Origin of the sequence: Allobosea sp. 117 (genome assembly GCF_000702305.1) — a bacterium.
Lineage (GTDB): Bacteria > Pseudomonadota > Alphaproteobacteria > Rhizobiales > Xanthobacteraceae > Ancylobacter.
In genome coordinates this window covers 183704-202698 of the sequence record NZ_JNLC01000011.1, presented here as the reverse complement: position 1 = coordinate 202698, position 18995 = coordinate 183704, and the positions used below count along the sequence as shown (strand labels likewise).

At 69.1% G+C, this 18995-nt stretch carries 17 protein-coding genes and 1 tRNA gene; 9 read left to right on the top strand and 9 right to left on the bottom strand.

Features of this window, described 5'->3' with window-relative positions; all coding sequences use genetic code 11:
- Nucleotides 1-385: 385 nt before the first annotated feature.
- Nucleotides 386-2218: a monovalent cation:proton antiporter-2 (CPA2) family protein gene (locus U742_RS0107620; protein WP_029351659.1), complete on the top strand. Its 1833-nt coding sequence runs from the start codon at nt 386-388 to the stop codon at nt 2216-2218.
- Between the two features lie 53 nt (nt 2219-2271).
- On the opposite strand, the gene U742_RS22475 is transcribed toward U742_RS0107620, so the two are convergent.
- From U742_RS22475 to U742_RS0107605, 3 genes are all read right to left on the bottom strand, one after another.
- Complete coding sequence (locus U742_RS22475; RefSeq protein ID WP_081852881.1) at nt 2272-3741, bottom strand: DUF3300 domain-containing protein; 1470 nt, start codon at nt 3739-3741, stop codon at nt 2272-2274.
- Nucleotides 3742-3980: 239 nt separating this feature from the next.
- Nucleotides 3981-4056 (bottom strand) — tRNA-Ala (locus U742_RS0107610).
- A 206-nt stretch (nt 4057-4262) separates the two neighbouring features.
- Complete coding sequence (locus tag U742_RS0107605) at nt 4263-4670, bottom strand: TIGR02300 family protein (RefSeq protein WP_029351655.1); 408 nt, start codon at nt 4668-4670, stop codon at nt 4263-4265.
- Between the two features lie 171 nt (nt 4671-4841).
- On the opposite strand from U742_RS0107605, the gene aroA reads away from it, so the two are divergent.
- The 5 genes from aroA to rpsA all read left to right on the top strand — a co-directional run bounded on the left by aroA (nt 4842) and on the right by rpsA (nt 9828).
- Nucleotides 4842-6236, top strand: coding sequence for a 3-phosphoshikimate 1-carboxyvinyltransferase (aroA, locus tag U742_RS0107600; RefSeq protein WP_038360867.1), 1395 nt, complete (start codon nt 4842-4844; stop codon nt 6234-6236).
- Entirely contained in the window at nt 6233-6898 is a 666-nt protein-coding gene (cmk, locus tag U742_RS0107595; RefSeq protein WP_029351650.1) for a (d)CMP kinase, read from the top strand. The genes aroA and cmk overlap by 4 nt, the downstream gene beginning before the upstream one ends.
- A 47-nt stretch (nt 6899-6945) precedes the next feature.
- Nucleotides 6946-7407: a carboxymuconolactone decarboxylase family protein gene (locus tag U742_RS0107590; RefSeq protein WP_081852880.1), complete on the top strand. Its 462-nt coding sequence runs from the start codon at nt 6946-6948 to the stop codon at nt 7405-7407.
- Between the two features lie 126 nt (nt 7408-7533).
- Nucleotides 7534-7752 (top strand): hypothetical protein, encoded by a 219-nt coding sequence (locus U742_RS23160; protein ID WP_156034164.1) that lies wholly within the window; start codon nt 7534-7536, stop codon nt 7750-7752.
- Nucleotides 7753-8118: 366 nt separating this feature from the next.
- Nucleotides 8119-9828, top strand: a complete 1710-nt coding sequence (rpsA, locus tag U742_RS0107580; protein ID WP_029351647.1) for a 30S ribosomal protein S1 — start codon at nt 8119-8121, stop codon at nt 9826-9828.
- Between the two features lie 87 nt (nt 9829-9915).
- Here rpsA and U742_RS23155 read toward each other — a convergent pair whose 3' ends face one another.
- Nucleotides 9916-10062 carry a hypothetical protein gene (locus U742_RS23155; protein ID WP_156034163.1) on the bottom strand — a complete coding sequence of 49 codons (147 nt, stop codon included), beginning with the start codon at nt 10060-10062 and terminating at the stop codon, nt 9916-9918.
- Nucleotides 10063-10304: 242 nt separating this feature from the next.
- On the opposite strand from U742_RS23155, the gene U742_RS22470 reads away from it, so the two are divergent.
- Nucleotides 10305-11213 (top strand): nucleoside deaminase, encoded by a 909-nt coding sequence (locus U742_RS22470; RefSeq protein WP_051660939.1) that lies wholly within the window; start codon nt 10305-10307, stop codon nt 11211-11213.
- A gap of 42 nt (nt 11214-11255) precedes the next feature.
- Here the strand turns inward: U742_RS22470 and hemH are convergent, their stop codons facing one another.
- Nucleotides 11256-12335 (bottom strand): ferrochelatase, encoded by a 1080-nt coding sequence (gene hemH, locus U742_RS0107565; RefSeq protein WP_029351642.1) that lies wholly within the window; start codon nt 12333-12335, stop codon nt 11256-11258.
- 206 nt (nt 12336-12541) lie between these two features.
- The gene (locus U742_RS0107560) at nt 12542-13432 is read right to left on the bottom strand and encodes a LytTR family DNA-binding domain-containing protein (RefSeq protein WP_051660938.1); all 891 of its coding nucleotides are present in this window, start codon (nt 13430-13432) and stop codon (nt 12542-12544) included.
- A 145-nt stretch (nt 13433-13577) separates the two neighbouring features.
- Here U742_RS0107560 and U742_RS0107555 point away from each other — a divergent pair, with 145 nt between their 5' ends.
- Nucleotides 13578-14414: a MipA/OmpV family protein gene (locus U742_RS0107555; protein ID WP_029351639.1), complete on the top strand. Its 837-nt coding sequence runs from the start codon at nt 13578-13580 to the stop codon at nt 14412-14414.
- A gap of 8 nt (nt 14415-14422) precedes the next feature.
- Nucleotides 14423-15052 (top strand): methyltransferase family protein, encoded by a 630-nt coding sequence (locus U742_RS0107550; RefSeq protein WP_029351637.1) that lies wholly within the window; start codon nt 14423-14425, stop codon nt 15050-15052.
- 35 nt (nt 15053-15087) lie between these two features.
- Here the strand turns inward: U742_RS0107550 and U742_RS0107545 are convergent, their stop codons facing one another.
- The 3 genes from U742_RS0107545 to phaZ form a co-directional block, all read right to left on the bottom strand.
- On the bottom strand, nt 15088-15792 hold the full coding sequence (locus U742_RS0107545; RefSeq protein ID WP_029351635.1) for a glutathione S-transferase N-terminal domain-containing protein: 705 nt from the start codon (nt 15790-15792) through the stop codon (nt 15088-15090).
- Between the two features lie 190 nt (nt 15793-15982).
- Nucleotides 15983-17410, bottom strand: coding sequence for a homospermidine synthase (locus U742_RS0107540; protein ID WP_029351634.1), 1428 nt, complete (start codon nt 17408-17410; stop codon nt 15983-15985).
- Nucleotides 17411-17637: 227 nt separating this feature from the next.
- Nucleotides 17638-18858 (bottom strand): polyhydroxyalkanoate depolymerase, encoded by a 1221-nt coding sequence (gene phaZ, locus U742_RS0107535; RefSeq protein WP_029351632.1) that lies wholly within the window; start codon nt 18856-18858, stop codon nt 17638-17640.
- Nucleotides 18859-18995 lie beyond the last annotated feature (137 nt).

Here is an 18995-nt window from a genome sequence, read left to right as displayed (position 1 = left end):
AACAATATAGATTCGTGCAGGCGTCGCAGGTGGATGAAATGCGACGTTATCCTGAGGCGCCCCGCACGGCGGGGCCTCGAAGGATGGTCGTCTTCGCTTTAATCCAACGCTCGACCACTGCTGCGTCTACGGCCGCAGCATTCCCGTTTGAACCGGCATTATCTGCCGGTTTCTCGGAAACCGGCTGGCGTCGCACCGGCGAATCGCTATCTATCGTCCATCGACCGGCGCCATCTGGCGCGGGCGACCTCCCTTACCATCGTTCCGCCATCACCGCGCGGAATGTGTCGTCTGCCGGGACCAGGCATGGTCACGCCGGTTCCGGCTCCTATAGTTCTCGTCGTCGATGCGCGGCCCCGCGCTTCGCAAGCGGAGCGGCTGCCGGATGCATGGTGAAGCACAGGACCTGCTGGTCGGCGCGCTGATCTTCCTGGTGACGGCGGTGATCGCCGTGCCGATGGCCAAGCGCCTCGGCCTCTCGCCCATCGTCGGCTATCTCATCGCCGGCGTTGCCATCGGTCCTTCGGGCTTCGGCGCCTTCAACAATCCCGAGCGCATCCTCACCGTCGCCGAAATCGGCGTCGTCCTGCTGCTCTTCGTCATCGGCCTCGAATTGCGGTTGAGCCGCCTGCTGGCCCTGCGCCGCACGATCTTCGGCCTCGGCACCGCCCAGCTCCTCGCCTCCGGCCTCGCGATTGCCGCCCTCACCCATTATCTCGGCGCCGGCTTCGGCTGGCGGGCCGCCCTCGTCGCCGGCCTCGCCTTGGCGCTGTCCGCGACCTCCATCGCCCTGCAACTGCTGGAGGACCGCAACGGCCTCTCGCAGCCTTACGGCCAGCGCGCCTTCGCGGTGCTGCTCTATCAGGACATGGCGGTGGTGCCGCTGATCGCGCTGATGCCGCTGCTGGCGCCCGGCACCCATGAGGAGCAGACGCTCGCCAACGCCATCGGCCATGTCGCGCTGGTGCTGCTGGCCGTCGCCATCGTGGTGGCGGCCGGGCGCTATCTGCTGAACCCCATTTTCGGGGTGCTGGCGCGCAGCGGCGCGCGCGAGGTGATGACCGCGGCGGCGCTCCTCGTGGTGCTCGGCGCCGGCGCGTTGATGGCCTCGGTCGGCATGTCGATGGCGCTCGGCGCCTTCCTCGCCGGCGTGGTGATGTCGGAATCGACCTTCCGCCACGAGCTGGAGGCCAATGTCGACGCCTTCCGCGGTCTGCTTCTGGCCCTGTTCTTCATGGGCGTCGGCATGTCCATGAATCTGGAGGTGGTGATCGCCAACGCGCCGTTCCTGGTGGTCGGCACCGTGCTGGTCACCGCGGTGAAGGCGGTGTCGGTCTGGGCGGTGTTCCGCCTGTCCGATGGCACGCGCGCGGATGCGGTGCGCTCCGCCTCGGTGCTCACCTCGGCCGGCGAGTTCTCCTTCGTGCTGTTCCCGATCGCGGCGGGGCTCGGCCTGCTCTCGACCCGCCAGACCGACATGCTGGCGGCCTGCGCGGCGCTCACCATGCTGCTCGGCCCGCCGGTGGCGTTGCTCGGCGAGCGCCTCGCCCGGCGGCTGGAGGCCAAGCCCAAGCTCAAGGCCTTCGACGATTTCTCGGACGCGCGCGGCTCGGTGCTGCTGGTCGGCTTCGGCCGCTTCGGCCAGATCGTCTCGCAATGCCTGCTGGCGCAGGGGTTGGAGGTGACCATCATCGACAACGACGTCGAGATGATCCAGAGCGCCGGGCGCTTCGGCTTCCGCATCTATTACGGCGACGGCACCCGCCCCGAGGTGCTGCGCGCCGCCGGCGTCGAGCGGGTGCGGGTGGTGGCGGTCTGTGTCGACCGGCGCGAGACCACCGACCGCATCGTCGAGCTCATCCGCAGCAACTGGCCGGATGTGCGCCTGCATGTGCGCTCCTACGATCGCACCCACACGCTCTCCCTGCGCGCCAAGGGCGTCGACTATGAGATCCGCGAGACGCTGGAATCGGCCCTCTCCTTTGGCGGCGGGGCGCTGGAGGCGACCGGCGTCGATGTCGAGCGGGCCAAGGCGGTGGTCGACGAGGTGCGCGTGCGCGACCGCGAGCGGCTGCTGCGCCAGGAGGCGACGGGCACCGATTACGGCCCCGCCCGCCGCGCCGAACCCGAACCCCTGGTCCAGCCCGGCCGCAGCGCCGAGGCGCTCAACCCGGAAGCCGAAGACGTGCTCAAGGACGAGACGCGCTTCTCGTCCTGACCGCGAGCTGCCACACCGATCCGGTGTGGCAGGCTGTCATGGCTGCTCGCGTCTCAGCGTTCCGGCTGCCATTTGGGCTGCGGACGACCCTTCTGCTGCTGGGGCGCGCTGGGACGCGGCTTCGCCTGCGGCGGCGGCCGTCCGGAACCCTGCCGCATCTGCGGCTGCGGGCGCTGGGGTCGCGGCTGGCGGAATTCCCGCGGCGGCCCACTCGGGCTTGGGCGCGCCTGCATCTGCCTTGGCGGCCGCGCTTCGCGCTGCGGCGGCCGGTAGCTCGGGGCCGGGCGTCCGGAAGCGGCGGGACGCGACGAGGGCGCCGGACGGTCCGGGCGCATCGCCGGGCCACGGTCGCGCGCCGGCTGGCGGGCGGAAGGCGGAGATCCGGCCGGACCTGACGGCCGTTCGACCGCGCGGCTCGGGGGCGGCACTCGGCTTGGCACCGCGCCGGGCGCCGGCGGCATGCCGGGGCGCGGGCGCATTCCCGCACCCGAGGGCCCCCCGCCCGACGGGCCTGCCGGCGCCCACCCCGGCGGACGGGCCGCCGGCCCGGGCCGGCGATTGTCGTAGATGCCGGCATTGGGACGCGGGCCCCATTCGGAAGGCGGCACGCCGGGGCGGCTGCGATAGGGGTTCCATTGCGGCGGTGGCCGCCAGCCGGGCCGCGGCACCGCGACGGAGCGCCAGCGCCGGTCGTCCCAGCCCCAGCGGTCGTTCCAGTACGAGCCCACCGCGATGCCGGCCGCGAAGGCGACGGCGCCGACCGCGGCGGTCGTGAACACCGTCGAGGAATCGTAGACCGGCACGTAGATGAGCTCGGGGTTGGCCGGCAGGATGGTGATGATCGGCGTGCTGCCTTCCTGCCGCACATTCACCACCTGCTGGGGCGTGGAGCTGAGATTGCCGCGGCTGTGCGCCTGCGCGCGCAGGATCTGCACCGCGGCGGTGACGTCGTCGGGCTGCATCGCGAAGGCCATGCCGAGCGATTCGGTCCATTCGAGATTGTCGGCCAGCATGCGGACGATGTCGGGAAAGCGCGCCAGCGCCTGCACCGACATCTCCCAGTTCGAGGCGTCGACGCCGCTGAAGTCGCCGCGCTTCACCGCCTCCTCATTGGCGTCGAGCCAGCGGTCGGCATGGACGATGTCGAGCGGCACCGTGCTGGCCGGCAGGATGAGCGCCAGCAGCGTGTCGGGATAGAGCGCGATCGGCGCCAGAAGATGTGTGAGGTCGGAGAGCGTGTAGGGCTTTTCCTGCGCGTCCGGCTGCGCCTGTGCCTGACCCTGGGGCTGCGGTTGGCCCTGGGGCTGGCCTTGCGCCTGCGGCGGGGCCGGCGGCTGTCCGCCTTCGGGCGGCGGCGGTGTTGTCGAGGTGCCCGCACCGATCCCCGGTGCTGCGGCCGGGGGCGCCGGCTGCGCCATGGCGGGGGCAATGGTGGCGTTCCAGCCGATCGCAAGCGCCATGGCGATCCGCGACCATGCAGCAGGCCCGAAGGCCGCCCGGTCGCCGCGTCCGTAACTCATCATGCACACACCTCGCGCCGCCCGCGACAGGGCGGCCTGCTTGCCGGCGGGCGCCGGGCTGGCATCAACGCGGCACCTTCCGTTTGGTTCGATCCGCGCAGGCTGCGCAGCCCATTGAGGCGGGATGATGATGCAGCGCTGCCGCTGTCATTGAAGGCTGAGGCGGCGAGGAGGAGCTGCTGCCGGCAGCAGCCGTGTCGCCGTCAGCCGGACGCTCGCGTCGATCTGTCGATTGGAAGAACTGGTGGAGCCAGGCGGAATCGAACCGCCGACCTCTTGAATGCCATTCAAGCGCTCTCCCAACTGAGCTATGGCCCCACCGGGGGTTGCCGGACGCGCGAGGCAGCGTGTGCCATCGCATATGGGACGTCTCGTCCGGCGGATCGCCGAGGGCTCTGCCCACGGCGGAACGGTCGTAAAGCACATGGTGCGGCGGACTGCAAGCCTCGCCGTGCGAGGCGCGATGTCTTTTTCGCACGCCGCGCCCGCGCCCGCCATTCGCGGGCGCGTTCAGGGCCGGAAGATCACGGCTCCTCGTCGTCCTCGAGCCCGTCGCCGATCAGGTCGGTGACGTCGTCGTCGCCGTCCTCGTCCTCCTCGAGGAAGGTATCGTCGTCGTCCGTCTCGACGTCGTCCTCGATCTCGATGTCGTCGTCGGTCGCGGCGGCGGTCTTCGAGCTGCCGGCGGCTTCCTCGTCGGCATCCTCCAGCGAGACCAGCTCGACGTCGCCGGCTTCCTCCAGCTCGGTGTCCGGGGCGGCTTCCGGCACCACGCGGGCGGCTTCGGCGCGGCTGCCGCCGCGGGTGACGGGAGCGGTGATCGGGACGATCTGGCCGGTATAGGGCGAGATCACCGGGTCCTTGTTCAGGTCGTAGAACTTCCGCCCGGTGACGGGACAGATGCGCTTGGTGCCGAGTTCGGGCTTCGCCACGTGTGAGGCCTCGGAAATACGGTGGTGAATGAAGGGTGCTCCCATTGAACCGAGCATGTGGCGGAGTCAAGACCGGATTCAAGACCCGCCGCGCCATCGGCCGCCCGGCGGTGACGCCCGCGACGCCGTCATGATAGGACAGCGCCGACGCTGCTTCGAAAGGCCCCGCCGATGACGACCACCGCATCCGCCCCGACGAACCCTTCCGCCGCGCACGGCCATGGCGGCACGCCGCGGCCCGCCCGCGCCCGCGCCGGCAAGGCTCTGAAGGGCTTCGTGCGCGTGCCGGGCGACAAGTCGGTGTCGCACCGCGCGCTCATCTTCGGCGCGCTGGCGATCGGCGAGACCCGCATCTCCGGCCTGCTCGAAGGCGAGGACGTGCTGAACACCGCCAAGGCCTGCGCCGCGCTGGGCGCGCAGGTGGAACGGCTCGGCGAGGGCGAATGGCGCGTCGAGGGCGTCGGCGTCGGCGGGCTCGCGACGCCGGCCGAGCCGCTCGACTTCGGCAATTCCGGCACCGGCGCCCGCCTGATGATGGGCATGGTCGCCGGCAATCCGATAATTGCGACCTTCGACGGCGACGCCAGCCTGCGCCGCCGCCCGATGCGGCGCATCCTCGATCCGCTGGAGCGCATGGGTGTGCAGGTCGTCGAGTCCGCCGAGGGCGGGCGGCTGCCGGTCACGCTCAAAGGCCCGCGCGACCTTGTGCCGATCACCTACGAGACGCCCGTCGCCTCGGCGCAGATCAAGTCCGCCGTGCTGCTCGCCGGGCTCGGCGCGCCGGGCGAGACCACGGTGATCGAGAAGGAGGCGAGCCGCGACCACACCGAGCGCATGCTCGCCCATTTCGGCGCCGAGGTGACGGTGGAACCCTATGGCAGCCACGGCCGACGGGTCACGCTGCGCGGCCGGCCGGAGCTGAAGCCGGCGCCGATCCGCGTGCCGGCCGACCCCTCCTCCGCCGCCTTCCCGCTGGTGGCGGCGCTGATCGTGCCGGGCTCCGACGTCGTCGTCGAAGGCATGATGATGAACCCGCTGCGCGTCGGCCTGCTCACCACGCTGCGCGAGATGGGCGCCGAGATCGACGTGCTGGAGGAGCGCATCGAGGGCGGCGAGACGGTGGCCGACCTGCGCGTGCGCCACTCGGCGCTGCGCGGCGTCGACGTGCCGGCGGAGCGCGCGCCCTCGATGATCGACGAATATCCGGTGCTTGCGGTCGCCGCCGGCTTCGCGCGCGGCACCACCCGGATGCGCGGCCTCTCCGAGCTGCGGGTGAAGGAATCCGACCGCCTCGCGGCGGTGGCGGACGGGCTCGGCGCCAATGGCGTCGCCTATGCGATCGAGGGCGACGACCTCGTCGTCGAGGGACGCGGGGAGGTCACCGGCGGCGGCATCGTCGCCACCCATATGGACCACCGCATCGCCATGAGCTTCCTGGTGATGGGCCTCGCCTCCGCCAGCCCGGTGACGATCGACGACATCAGCTTCGTCGCCACCAGCTTCCCGGCCTTCGTGCCGCTGATGCGCGGCCTCGGCGCCGAGATCGAGGAAAGCCCCGCCGCATGATCATCGCCATCGACGGGCCGGCGGCGTCGGGCAAGGGCACGGTGGCGAGGCGCCTCGCCGCGCATTACCGCCTGCCGCACCTCGATACCGGTCTGCTCTACCGGGCGGTCGGCGCGGCGCGGCTGGCGTCCGGCGGCGCCTTGGACGACGTCGCGGCGGCGGCGCGGGCGGCGCGCGCGCTCGATCTCGAAAGCCTCGACGAGGAGGCGCTGAAAGCCGGTCCGGTCGGCGAGGCGGCCTCGCGTGTGGCGGCGATTCCGCAAGTGCGCCGGGCGCTTCTGGAGCTTCAGCACGGCTTCGCCCGCCAGCCGGGCGGCGCGGTGCTGGACGGGCGCGACATCGGCACCGTCATCGCCCCCGAGGCGGAGGTGAAGATCTTCGTCACCGCCAGCCCGGAGGCGCGGGCCGAGCGGCGCCACCGCGAGCTCATCGGGCGCGGCGAGGCGATCGGCTACGAGACGGTGCTGGAGGACATACGCCGCCGCGACGCGCGCGATGCCGGCCGCAGTATCGCGCCTCTCGTCCGCGCGGCGGACGCTCTCGTCATCGACAACACCGAGCTCGACAAGGAGGCGACCTTCGCGGCCGCGCTCGCCTTCGTCGAGGCCCGCCGGCGCGAATTGGGGATCGTCGCCGCCGCCGCGCCGGACGGTGGCGCCTGACCGCGGCACGACAGGCGCCCGGCGGCGCGGAAAGCGAGGGCAAGCGCATGAAGGATCAGGGCAATCGGCCCGGTGCCGGGGGTGGCGGCGACGATCCGGCCGGTGCCGGGCCCGAGGCGCTGTCGACGGCCACCGACGACCGGCTGGCGCGCGGCAAAGCGCGGCTCTCGCAGATCACCGGCCGCTCGGGCGAGGAGGTGATGGCGGCGCTCGCCGACGTGGCGCCGGACTTTGCGCGCTACATCTTCGAGTTCGGCTATGGCGACATCTATTCGCGCCCCGGTCTCGATCTGCGCACCCGCATGCTCGCCACCGTCGCCGGCCTCGTCTGCCTCGGCCACGCCGAGCGCGAGCTGGAGGTGCATATCGGCTCGGCGCTGAATGTCGGCGCCACCCGCGAGGAGGTGGTCGAGGCCATCATGCAGATGGCCCTCTACGCCGGCTTCCCGGCCGCGCTCGACGCCCTGTTCGTGGCGAAGCGGGTGTTTGCGGAGAGGGACACGCCGTGAGTGCCCTGAGAGGGGCGCGCGGGTGCGTCGCCCCTGCATCGGGTGGCATCGCGTGCGGCTTCCATCGGCATTGTCCCGCACTCCCGCCGGCAGTAGCGTTGGTGCTCGTTCCCCCGAGGACAGCCCATGCCGCCCGCCGACGTGACCGCCGCTCCTGATGAAACGGCATCACCGCCCGTCACCCACCCCGAGGAGATGCGGGGCGCGTTCGAGCTGAATGTCGGGCGCTTCGTGTCGCTGCGCGGCTCTTATCGGCTGACGCCGGCGGACATCATCTGCTGGGGCGTCGCCACCAGCGCGATCCTGCTCGCCACCGCCGCCATCGTGCGGGCGAAGCGCCGTTAGCGGCCGTTCTGAACCGCAAAGCCTTGCCAATGCACGCCCCCTGCGCTATTGCACGGCCCGTCCGAGCCACCATCTTTGGGCTGGACGGCTTTTTCGGGAAGCCGGAGGTGCGGCAGACGCGCCTTCGCTGCTAGGAGGCTCGCTTCCCACGGCCGTCGTCCGGTGTCCGGCACGCGCGATGCGCGGCCCTTGAGAATCCGGCCCGCATCGAGACGACCCGACATTCCACGCCTCGTTCCTCACGGCCACGCGCCGGGCCCGGGTTCGCTCCCGGGCAGCGCCGGGATCGCCAGACCCGGCGCCCGTGGGAGACGCAAGGCGCCCATGAACCGCAACCGGCGCAAGACCCTGGCGACAGGAGCTTAAATGTCCGCTACGCAAACCGCATTCAACCCGTCCCGCGAAGACTTCGCCGCCATGCTCGAGGAGAGCTTCGGCCAGGCCGAGCTCGCCGAAGGCTCGGTGGTCAAGGGCACCATCGTCGCCATCGAGAAGGACCTCGCCATCATCGACATCGGTCTGAAGACCGAGGGTCGCGTGGCGCTGCGTGAATTTTCCGGCCCCGGCCGCGACTCGACGCTGAAGGTCGGCGACGAGGTCGAGGTCTATCTGGAGCGCGTCGAGAACGCGCTGGGCGAGGCCGTCCTCTCGCGCGACAAGGCGCGCCGCGAGGAGAGCTGGGTCCGCCTCGAAAAGGCGTTCGACGCGCAGGAGAAGGTGACGGGCGTCATCTTCAACCAGGTGAAGGGCGGCTTCACCGTCGATCTCGACGGCGCCGTGGCCTTCCTGCCGCGCTCGCAGGTCGACATCCGTCCGATCCGCGACGTCGGCCCGCTGATGCACAACCCGCAGCCCTTCCAGATCCTCAAGATGGACCGGCGCCGCGGCAACATCGTCGTCTCCCGCCGCACCGTGCTGGAAGAGACCCGCGCCGAGCAGCGCCACGAGCTGGTGCAGAACCTCGAAGAGGGTCAGGTCATCGACGGCGTCGTGAAGAACATCACCGACTACGGTGCGTTCGTCGACCTCGGCGGCATTGACGGCCTGCTGCACGTCACCGACATCGCCTGGCGCCGCGTCAACCATCCGACCGAGGTGCTGAACATCGGCCAGACGGTGAAGGTCAAGATCATCAAGATCAACCACGAGACCCACCGCATCTCGCTCGGCATGAAGCAGCTGCTCGGCGATCCGTGGGAGGGCATCGAGGCCAAGTACCCGGTCGGCGCCCGCTTCAAGGGCCGCGTGACCAACATCACCGACTACGGCGCGTTCGTCGAGCTGGAGCCGGGCATCGAGGGCCTCATCCACGTCTCCGAGATGAGCTGGACCAAGAAGAACGTCCACCCCGGCAAGATCGTCTCCACCTCGCAGGAGGTTGAGGTCGCGATCCTCGAGGTGGATCCGGTCAAGCGCCGCATCTCGCTCGGCCTCAAGCAGACCCTGCAGAACCCGTGGGAGGCCTTCGCCGAGAAGTATCCGGCCGGCGCCACGGTGGAAGGCGAGGTCAAGAACAAGACCGAGTTCGGTCTCTTCCTCGGCCTCGACGGCGACGTCGACGGCATGGTGCACCTGTCCGACCTCGACTGGAACCGTCCGGGCGAGCAGGTCATCGACGAGTTCAAGAAGGGCGACATCATCAAGGCGGTGGTGCTCGACGTCGACGTCGAGAAGGAGCGCATCTCGCTCGGCGTGAAGCAACTGGCGGGCGACCCCTTCGCCGATGCCGGCGAGCTGAGGAAGGGCGCGATCGTCACCTGCGAGGTCACCGACGTGAAGGACGGCGGCGTCGAGGTGAAGATCGTCGGCTCCGACATGTCGACCTTCGTGAAGCGCTCCGAGCTCGCCCGCGACCGCGGCGACCAGCGCCCCGAGCGCTTCGCGGTCGGCGACAAGTTCGATGCCCGCGTCACCCTGTTCGACCGCAAGGCGCGCAAGGTGCAGGTCTCGATCAAGGCGCTGGAGATCGCCGAGGAGAAGGAGGCGGTGGCCCAGTTCGGTTCGTCCGATTCGGGCGCCTCGCTCGGCGACATCCTCGGCGCCGCGCTGAAGAAGGCCAACGAGAAGGCCGACTGAGGGTCTCGACCCTCGCCGCCTGATCGGTGAGAATTGGAACGGCCGGCGTGGCGACACGCCGGCCGTTTTGTTTTCATCGTACGCCGGTCAGGCGGTCGTCGGCGTCTCCGGCGCCGGTGGGCCGTCTGGCGGCAGCTCCTGCGGCGTAACGGGATCGATGTCGGGATCGCCGCGGCCGGGCGGGGGAATGTCCGGGCCGGGATCGGGCGGCGCCTGCGGCTCCTCGAGCGGCACCGGCGGGCTGTCGGGGGATTCGGCGGGCCGCGGGATTCGGGGCCGCGCGGGTCGGGTGTGCGGGGCGGTTGGGCTGGCTGTGTCATGGCGGATGCTCCTCATCGGGAGAACGGCCGTCGACGACCGGGAGTTCCCTTCCCGCTCCCGGCGATCATATGGCTTTTCCGCAATGACTTAAGCCCGGTTTAAGGGGGAGCGCGCTAGCCTTGGATTCAGGCCGCCCCCTGCAAGGAAGAAGCGAGATGAGCTGCGACAATCCCGATCATCGGCATCGACTCTCGCGCAAGGGATTTCTGAGGGGCTTTGCCGCGGCCGTCGCGGGCCTCGCGACCGGCGGCACCGCGCGGCAGGCGCTCGCCACCACTCCGCCCGGACCGGAGAAGGAGTTCTGCTACGCCTACGATCCCGCCGTCACCCACATGGAAGCCCTGCCATGGGGCAAGCCCTATGAGGGCGAGCCGGCGGCGCTGAAGCCGCACGCGCTGTTCGGCTACACGCAGGAGTGGAACGGCTTCGAGCCCGCCTGCACGCTGGAGCCGGCTGAGGCCTGCAGGAGTGTGCCGGCGCACGCCCACAACATCAAGGCGGCCGGCGTCTACGAGGGCATCGAGGTGGGCGGCAATCCGTGGATGCGCATGGCTTCCGACGAGGCACGCATCTCGGTCGAGAATGGCGGCGGTCCGTTCGGCGCGGTGATCCTGCAGATCGACGACGAGACCAACGAGGTCATCCGCTACTGGCGCAACCACAACCACGTGCCGAGCTGGAAGGATCCGACCGCCCATGCCGAGGTCACGGCGATCCGCTGCGCCTGCCGCCAGCTCGGCGTGTTCGACCTCGGCACCATCCGGAAGGAGGAGGCGGCTCTGCCGCAGACGGGGGCGACCTCGCATTGCGTGATCTACTCCTCCGCCGAACCCTGCCCCATGTGCTACGCGGCGATCTACTGGGCGCGCATTCCACGCCTGGTCTTCGCCGCCACGCGCTACGACGCGGCGGTGCAGGGCGTCGATTTCTCGGACGAGGCGCTCTATCTGGAGCTGTCCAAGGCCTATCGCGACCGCACGGGCATCCGCTCGTCCCAGGCCAGCGTGCCGAACTCGCTCGACGCGTTCAACCTGTGGAAGCGCAGCAAGAAGAAGCAGTATTGAGCGGCGGCTGGCTCCGCGTCGGGCACAAGGCGGGGCGCCGATCTAAAGCTCGGCCCAGCCCCTCAGCTCGCGGCGAATGACCGCCTCGAGCACCTTCATGCCGTCCGCCGTGTCGTTGAGGCAGGGGATGAAGTGGAACTTCTCGCCGCCATTGTGGTGGAAGATCTCGGCGTTCTCGCCGGCGATCTCCTCCAGCGTCTCCAGGCAGTCGGCGACGAAGCCGGGGGTGATGACGGCGAGCCGCTTCACGCCGGATTTCGCCAGCGCCTCCACGGTCTTGTCGGTGTAGGGCTGCAGCCATTCGGCCTTGCCGAAGCGCGACTGGAAGGTGACCCGCAGCCGCTCTTCCGGCCAGCCGAGCTTTTCGCGCACCAGACGCGTCGTCTGGTAGCAGTAGCAGTGATAGGGGTCGCCCTTGTCGAAATACTCCTTCGGGATGCCGTGGAAGGAGGCGAGCACCAGCTCCGGCTCCCAGTCGAGCGAGGCGAGGCCGCGCTCGATGGAATTGGCCAGCGCCTCGATATAGGCCGGCTCGTCCGGCCAGTGCGGGGCGACCCGCAGCACCGGCTGCCAGCGCATCCTCTTCAGCGCGTCGAAGGCGGCGTCGCACACCGTCGCCGAGGTCGCGGCGGCATATTGCGGATAGAGCGGCACCAGCAGAATGCGCTCGCAGCCCTGCGCCTGCAGCGCCTCGATGCGCGAGGCGATGGACGGGTTGCCGTAGCGCATCGCCCAGTCGAAGACCAGGCGCCCGTCGAGCGGGCCGAGACTTGCCGCGAGTTTGTCCGACTGCGCGCGGGTGATGGTGCGCAGCGGACCCTCGTTCAGCTCCCTGTTCCAGATCGTGTCGTAGTCCTTGCCCTTGGCCTGCGGGCGCTTCGACAGGATGATCACGTTGAGCAGGAACCACCACAGGACGCGGTTCACCTCGATGACGCGGCGGTCGGAGAGGAATTCCTTCAGGTAGCGCCGCATCGACCAGTAGTCGGTGGCGTCCGGCGTGCCGAGATTGACGATCAGCACGCCGATCTTGCCGAAGGCAACCTGCGGATGGCCGGCAGGCAGCGTGTCGAGAGTGTCGGGAGGGTTGGCGCCCTGCGGCACCGGAACGGCCTTATTCATCGCCTCATCTCGCCTGATCGCTTCCCCGCCACCGGCCCGAGCTTATAGGGCGAACACCCCGGCTTTCCAACCGGCGGGCCTGCGACGCTTTCCCGAGGCGTGCCATCCCTGATTCGTCGTCATGACCGGGTCAAGGCCGGGCATGACGGCCATTTCGGGAGTAAGTCGCCGAGACTATCTATCGGCCGCCCTCGTCGGCGGCACCGTCAGGAGAACGCCGCCTCGACGGCTCGCAAATAGCGCTGCGAGACCGGGGCGCGCGATCCGTTGCTAAGACGGAGCACACCGACCCGGCCGACGCGCTCGAACCCTTCCACCGCCTCGTCGCTCACCCACCAGGAGCGATGCACCTGCCGACCCGGCACCGGGTGCGTCTCGGCGATGGCGTCGCTCAGCCGCAGCAGCACCAGCGCGGAGCCGCGATCGGTGTGGACGCGGACATAATGGTCTTCCATCTCAAGGCAGACGATGCGCCCGCGCAGGGCGAGCGGCAGCCGCGCCATCAGCGGGGCAGGCGCCATCGGCGCGGCGATGGCCGTCAGCGGAACGGTGGCGGGCGGCTGGTGCCGCACCTCGGCCGGTGCCGGCTGCGGCAGCGCAAGTTCCTGCAGCGCGAGTTCCTGCTGCTCGTCCTGGGCAAGCTCGGTGCCCCATGGCAGCAGCGCCTTGGCCAGCAGTGCGACTGCCGAGCCCAGGACGATGATCTGCCAGTACAGCTCCAGAACCTTGAGAGGCGTGGCCTGCCAGCCCGTGAGGGCATGGGTCGCCGCCCCGGTGATGATCATCATCGGCAGGGCGGCAAGCCCGATCACCAGCGCGCGCTGCGCCGCCGGGGTGCGGGTGCGGAAGATGCCGTTTTCGGCCAGCAGCGATTCCACCACGGCCATCGCGACGAACCAGAACGACAATATGCCGGCCCAATAGCCGAGGCGGGCGAGGAAGGTCTGCTCATCGACGCCGAACGGGCACATCCAGGCCAAGGCGGGACTGAAGGCGAGCGCCAGGCAGATCTCGGCGGCGCGACGCTGCAGCCAGCTCACCTGCAGCCCGACACCGTCCACACGCGCATCGTCCTGCAGATTGGCGAATTCACGCATCGCGTCGGCCCCCGAATACCCCCCGACGAACGTTCAGCGAAGAGTTTGGCGCAATTGCGAAGTCAAACTGGCCGTTCGGAGACGGGCACGGGATATCTCGATCGAACCCTGAGGACCGCCCTCGGGACCCCCCGTGAGCAAGTGTATGAGACATGGCAGAGTGGCCTTCTTCGGCCTGCGTTCCATCGTGCCGTTCGTCCTGATCGGGCCGGCCCTCGCCGCCGACCCATCGTCCGAAACGCCGAACGCGGCGGAGCCCGTCGCCGCCTCCGTCGACCGCCTCGCCTTCGTCGGCCAGAAGCTTTCCGAATGGAAGGTGGTGCTCGGCGGCGGCGCGATGATGGTGCCGAAATATGAGGGCTCCGACGAGTTCGACATCCAGCCGGTTCCGTTCGTCACCGCCACCTTCGGCGAGCACGTGAAGGTCGATCCGCGCGGCGTCTCGGTGAACGTCTACAGCTTCGGCAATCTCAATCTCAGCGCCCAGCTCGGCTACGACACCGGGCGCAAGCAGAAGGATTCCGACCATCTGCGCGGCCTCGGCGATATCGACGCGGGAGGCGTGGTCGGCGGCACGCTGGCCTATGAGCTCGGCCCGGCGGAGTTCTATGCCTCGCTCAGCCGCATCGTCGGCGGCAGCGACGGGCTGGAGGCGAAGATCGGCTTCGACCTCGCCCACCAGATCGACCAGTTCCGCTTCAGCGTGGGGGCATCGGCGACCTGGGCCGACGAGAACTACATGGAAAGCTATTTCGGGGTCACCGCGGCGCAGTCCGCAGCCTCGGGGCTCAAGCAATACGACATCGGCGCCGGCTTCAAGCGCGTCGATCTGGACTTGGCCGTCACCTATATGGCGAGCGAGCACTGGCTGGTGCGCGGGCAGGTCGGCATCGGCTACCTTCTGGGCGACGCCGCCGACAGCCCGGTCGTGCAGGAGGCGTTTCAGCCCTCCGGCATGCTGACGCTCGGCTACCGGTTCTGAGGCGGGCGATGCCCTCGAATATCGAGCGCCCGGCAGGCTATGTCAGCCAGACACGCCGCATCGTCACCATCTGGACCGTTGCACTCGCCGCAGTCGCGCTGATCCTCGTCTCGCATGACCCGTCGGGCCGGGATTCGCTCGCCCGCACCACCATCAGGTCCGCCGGCCTCTGCCTCATCCTCGCCGCCGTCATCGGGCGGCTGTGGTCGACGCTCTATATAGGCGGGCGCAAGAACGCCGTCCTGGTCACCACCGGCCCCTATTCGATCTCCCGCAATCCGCTCTATTTCTTCTCGATCCTCGGCGCCGCCGGCATCGGCCTGGCGTTCGGCAGCCTCGTCGTCGCGGCGGTGCTTGGCGGCGCGATCGCCGCCATCCTCGCCGCCACGGCGCACAGGGAGGCCGCCCTGCTCGGCCAGCGCTTCGGGACGAGCTACGAGGCCTATGCCGCGCGCGTCCCGCTGCTGTTGCCGCGGCTGTCGCTCTATCACGATGCCGAGATGCCAAGCTTCCAGCCGTCGGCGCTGCGCCGCGCGCTGCGCGACGGCCTGCTGTTCCTGCTCGCCGTGCCGGCGGCCGAGCTGGTGGCCTATGCCAAGCGGGCGGAGCTTCTGCCGAAGCTGATCGCGCTGTTCTGAACGCGCCGTCCGGCCGAAGATCTGCTCGATCGCCATCAGCCGCGCGGCGGGATCTCCAGCCCGCGCTGCACGGCGGGGCGGGCGAGGCCGCGCTCCAGCCATTTCGGCACGTTCTTCAGCTCGTCATAGGCGACCAGCTCGCCGGCGCCGTAGAAGCCGATCAGGTTGCGCACCCAGCCGAGCATGGAGATGTCGGCGATGGTGTAATCGTCGCCCATGATCCAGTCGCGGCCTTCGAGGCGGGTCTCCAGCACGCGGATGAGGCGGGCGCTTTCCTTGGCGTAGCGCTCGCGCGGGCGCTTGTCCTCATAGGCCGCGCCGGCGAATTTGTGGAAGAAGCCGAGCTGGCCGAATATCGGGCCGATGCCGCCCATCTGGAACATCACCCACTGGATCGCCTCGTAGCGACCGGCCGCATCGGCCGGCAGCAGCTTGCCGGTCTTCTCGGCGAGATAGAGGAGGATCGCGCCGGATTCGAACAGGCCGAGCGGCTTCCCGTCCGGCCCATTGGGATCGAGGATCGCCGGGATCTTGCCGTTGGGATTGAGGGAGAGGAATTCGGCGGTCCAGCTCTCGTCCTTGCCGATATTGACGGCGTGTACCTCGTAGGGGAGGCCGGTTTCCTCCAGCATGATCGAGACCTTCACGCCGTTCGGCGTCGGGAAGGAATAGAGCTGGAGGCGGTCGGGGTGCTTGGCAGGCCAGCGGCGGGTGATCGGGAAGGACGAGAGATCGGCCACGAGGAGGCTCCGTTCGGGGGGCGGGACGTCGGGCTTACTTATGTACGGAGCGGCCGGGCGCCAGTGCCGGCCCGCAGGGCTGCGCCTCCTCATCCATGCTGCGCCGTCATCCTTCGAGGCCCGGCCACTGGCCGGGCACCTCGGGATGACGTCTCTGGATGATCGGGTTGTGGGGCGCGCGAGGTGTGCCTCACCGCACCAGCACGTTCCTGAACTGCCAGGGGTCGCTGGTGTCGATGTCCTCGGGGAACAGGCCGGGGCGGCCGTCGAGCGGCGTCCAGTCGGTGTAATAGCCCTTCACCGTGCCGAGATAGGGCTTCTGGATCTCGAGGCAGCGCTTGTAGTCCATCTCGTCGGTCTCGACGATGCCGGCCTCGGGGTTCTCCAGCGCCCACACCATGCCGGCGAGCACGGCGGAAGAGACCTGGAGCCCGGTCGCCGTCTGGTACGGCGCGAGGTTGCGCGTCTCCTCGATGGTGAGCTGCGAGCCGTACCAGTAGGCGTTCTTCGCATGGCCGAACAGCAGCACGCCGAGCTCGTCGCGCCCGTCGACGATCTCGTCCTCGGTAAGGATGGTCCACTCCTCCTGGAACCTGCCCTCATTGCCGAACATCTCGTGCCATGACAGCACGGCGTCGTTGCAGGGGTGGTAGGCGTAGTGGCAGGTCGGGCGGAAGGTCACCTGAGCGCCGTTCCTTAAGGTGAAATAGTCGGCGATCGAGATCGATTCGTTGTGGGTGACGAGGAAGCCGTGCTGGGCGCCCAGACTCGGGCACCAGGTGCGCACCTTGGTGGCGGCGCCGGGCTGCATCAGGTAGATCGCCGCGCCCGAGCCGAAATTGTGGCTGTAGCCGTTCTGCGGCATCCACTTCTCATGGGTGCCCCAGCCGAGCTCGGCCGGCTGCAGCCCCTCCGAGACGAAGCCCTCGACCGACCAGGTGTTGATGAAATGGTTGAACGGCCGGGGGGCGTGGGCGCGCTGGGTGTCGCGCTCGGCGATGTGGATGCCCTTGACGCCGACCCGGCTCATCAGCTCCGCCCAGCCCTCGCGGCTGGTCGGCTCCTGGAAGTCGAGGCCGGTATCGGTGGCGATGTCGACCAGCGCCTGCTTCACGAACCAGGACACCATGCCCGGATTGGCGCCACAGCAGGAGACCGCGGTCGGCCCGCCCGGAGAAGCGCGCTTGGCGGCGAGCATGGATTCGCGCAGAGCGTAGTTGGAGCGGCTCGCCGGGGTGGCGTCCTTGTCGAAATAGAAGCCGAGCCAGGGCTCCACCACCGTGTCGATGTAGAGCGCCCCGCATTCGCGGGCGAGCTTCATGATGTCGACCGAGCCGGTGTCGACCGACAGGTTGATGAGGAAACCGCGCCCGCCGGTGGTCAGCAGCGGTGTCAGGACCTCGCGGTAATTGTCGCGGGTGATGCCGAGCTGCAGGAAGCGGATGCCGCGCTCGTCGAGCAGCGCGCGGTTGTCGTCCTTGGGATCGATGACGGTCAGGCGTTCCTTGTCGAAGTCGAAATGCCGCTCGAGCAGGGGCAGGGTCGCGCGCCCGATCGAGCCGAAGCCGATCATCACGATGGGACCCTCGATTTTTCCATACACCGGCCAGATCGACATTCTTCGGGAACCTCCTTTGGCGCCTCAGGATTTCAGGATGGCGCACCATGGGCAGGCAAGCGTGCCGCGTCAATGGTGACGGGCGCGTGACGGCCGGTTCCTGAGCCGATTGCGGTTATATCCCGGGCATCGCCGCAGCCGACGAGCCAGGATCGTCACCCGGCATCGGCATGCGATCCCGGATCCGCGCAATGCGCCGTCCGGGGTGACGGGGGAACGATGGCGTCTCAATCCTCGCTGGCGAGGATGTGGCTGCGCACCAGCGGATAGACCTGGCTCTGCCAGCGCCGGCCGCTGAACACGCCGTAATGGCCGACGCCGGCCTGCATGTGGTGGCGCTTGCGGTGCGGGCGCAGGCCCGAGCAGATGTCCTGCGCCGCCACCGTCTGGCCGACCGCGCAGATGTCGTCGCGCTCGCCTTCCACGGTGAGCAGGGCGGTGCGGCGGATGGCGCGGAAGTCGACCTTGCCGCCCTGATAGGTCAGCACGCCGCGCGGCAGATCGTGCTCCTGGAACACCTTGGCGATGGTCTCCAGATAGAATTCGGCGGCGAGGTCGAGCACGGCGAAATATTCGTCGTAGAAGGTCTTGGTCGGCAGCGCCTTGTCGTGCGCGCCGGTCGAGAGGCTCTCATAGAGCTCGATATGCGCCTTCACATGGCGGTCCATGTTCATCGCCATGAAGGCGCCGACCTGCACGAAGCCGGGATAGACTTTGCGCCCGGCGCCGGCGAATCCCGGCGGCACGGTGGCGATCAGGTTCTGCTCGAACCAGTCCATCGACTTGGAGGTGGCGAGCTCGTTCACCTTGGTCGGGTTGATGCGGGTGTCGACCGGCCCGGCCATCAGCGTCATGGACCGCGGCTGGGCGGGATTGCCGGACTGCGCCATCACCGCGCTCGCCACCAGCACCTGCACGCAGGGCTGGCACACTGCGAGCACATGCGCGCCCTCGCCCATCTCCTCCAGGAAGCGGATGATGTGGCCGACATATTCGTCGAAGCCGAAGCGGCCCGCCGACAACGGCACGTCGCGGGCATTGTGCCAGTCGGTGATGTAGACGTCGTTGTCCGGCAGCAGCGTCTTCACCGTGCCGTTGAGCAGCGTGGCGAAATGGCCGGAGAGCGGCGCCACCACCAGCAGGCGGGGCTGCGGCTGGTCGATGTCCTTCTTGAAGTGCACCAGAGAGCCGAAGGGCGTCGAGAACGCGACTTCTTCACGCACCTCGACGAGGCGGTTGCCGACCTCGATCGCCTCGATTCCGAAGGAGGGGCGGGCATGCGAGAGCCCGGCGCGCTCGATCATCTCCAGCGTCGCCGAGATTCCGCGCAGGAAGGCGGTGTCGCCGAAGCCGTTCAGCGTGGTGCCGAGCGTGCGGCGGGAAAGCCGCGCCATCAGGCGCAGCGGCTCCATCAGATCGGCCTGGGCCTGATAGGCGGCGTAGATCATGCGCTGGGGCCCGCCCCGCGGCAGGAAGGAATGGCGGACGCGGCCGGAGGCATGCTGTGCGGTCCCATGGTTGGCAACGCTAGAGCATTTGCCGGTACAGGGCGATAGGACAAATGTTGAACTGTCGACACCGCCGC

Bases quoted from the DNA above. Each gene is read 5' to 3' on its own strand.
- U742_RS0107620 (WP_029351659.1), top strand. From the start codon at position 386: ATGCATGGTGAAGCACAGGACCTGCTGGTCGGCGCGCTGATCTTCCTG.
- phaZ (WP_029351632.1), bottom strand. From the start codon at position 18,858: ATGATCTACGCCGCCTATCAGGCCCAGGCCGATCTGATGGAGCCGCTG.
- U742_RS0107590 (WP_081852880.1), top strand. From the start codon at position 6,946: ATGAAGGATCAGGGCAATCGGCCCGGTGCCGGGGGTGGCGGCGACGAT.
- rpsA (WP_029351647.1), top strand. From the start codon at position 8,119: ATGTCCGCTACGCAAACCGCATTCAACCCGTCCCGCGAAGACTTCGCC.
- U742_RS0107550 (WP_029351637.1), top strand. From the start codon at position 14,423: ATGCCCTCGAATATCGAGCGCCCGGCAGGCTATGTCAGCCAGACACGC.
- hemH (WP_029351642.1), bottom strand. From the start codon at position 12,335: ATGAATAAGGCCGTTCCGGTGCCGCAGGGCGCCAACCCTCCCGACACT.
- U742_RS0107555 (WP_029351639.1), top strand. From the start codon at position 13,578: ATGAGACATGGCAGAGTGGCCTTCTTCGGCCTGCGTTCCATCGTGCCG.
- U742_RS0107540 (WP_029351634.1), bottom strand. From the start codon at position 17,410: ATGTCGATCTGGCCGGTGTATGGAAAAATCGAGGGTCCCATCGTGATG.
- U742_RS0107560 (WP_051660938.1), bottom strand. From the start codon at position 13,432: ATGCGTGAATTCGCCAATCTGCAGGACGATGCGCGTGTGGACGGTGTC.
- U742_RS22470 (WP_051660939.1), top strand. From the start codon at position 10,305: ATGAGCTGCGACAATCCCGATCATCGGCATCGACTCTCGCGCAAGGGA.
- U742_RS23160 (WP_156034164.1), top strand. From the start codon at position 7,534: ATGCCGCCCGCCGACGTGACCGCCGCTCCTGATGAAACGGCATCACCG.
- aroA (WP_038360867.1), top strand. From the start codon at position 4,842: ATGACGACCACCGCATCCGCCCCGACGAACCCTTCCGCCGCGCACGGC.
- U742_RS22475 (WP_081852881.1), bottom strand. From the start codon at position 3,741: ATGATGAGTTACGGACGCGGCGACCGGGCGGCCTTCGGGCCTGCTGCA.
- cmk (WP_029351650.1), top strand. From the start codon at position 6,233: ATGATCATCGCCATCGACGGGCCGGCGGCGTCGGGCAAGGGCACGGTG.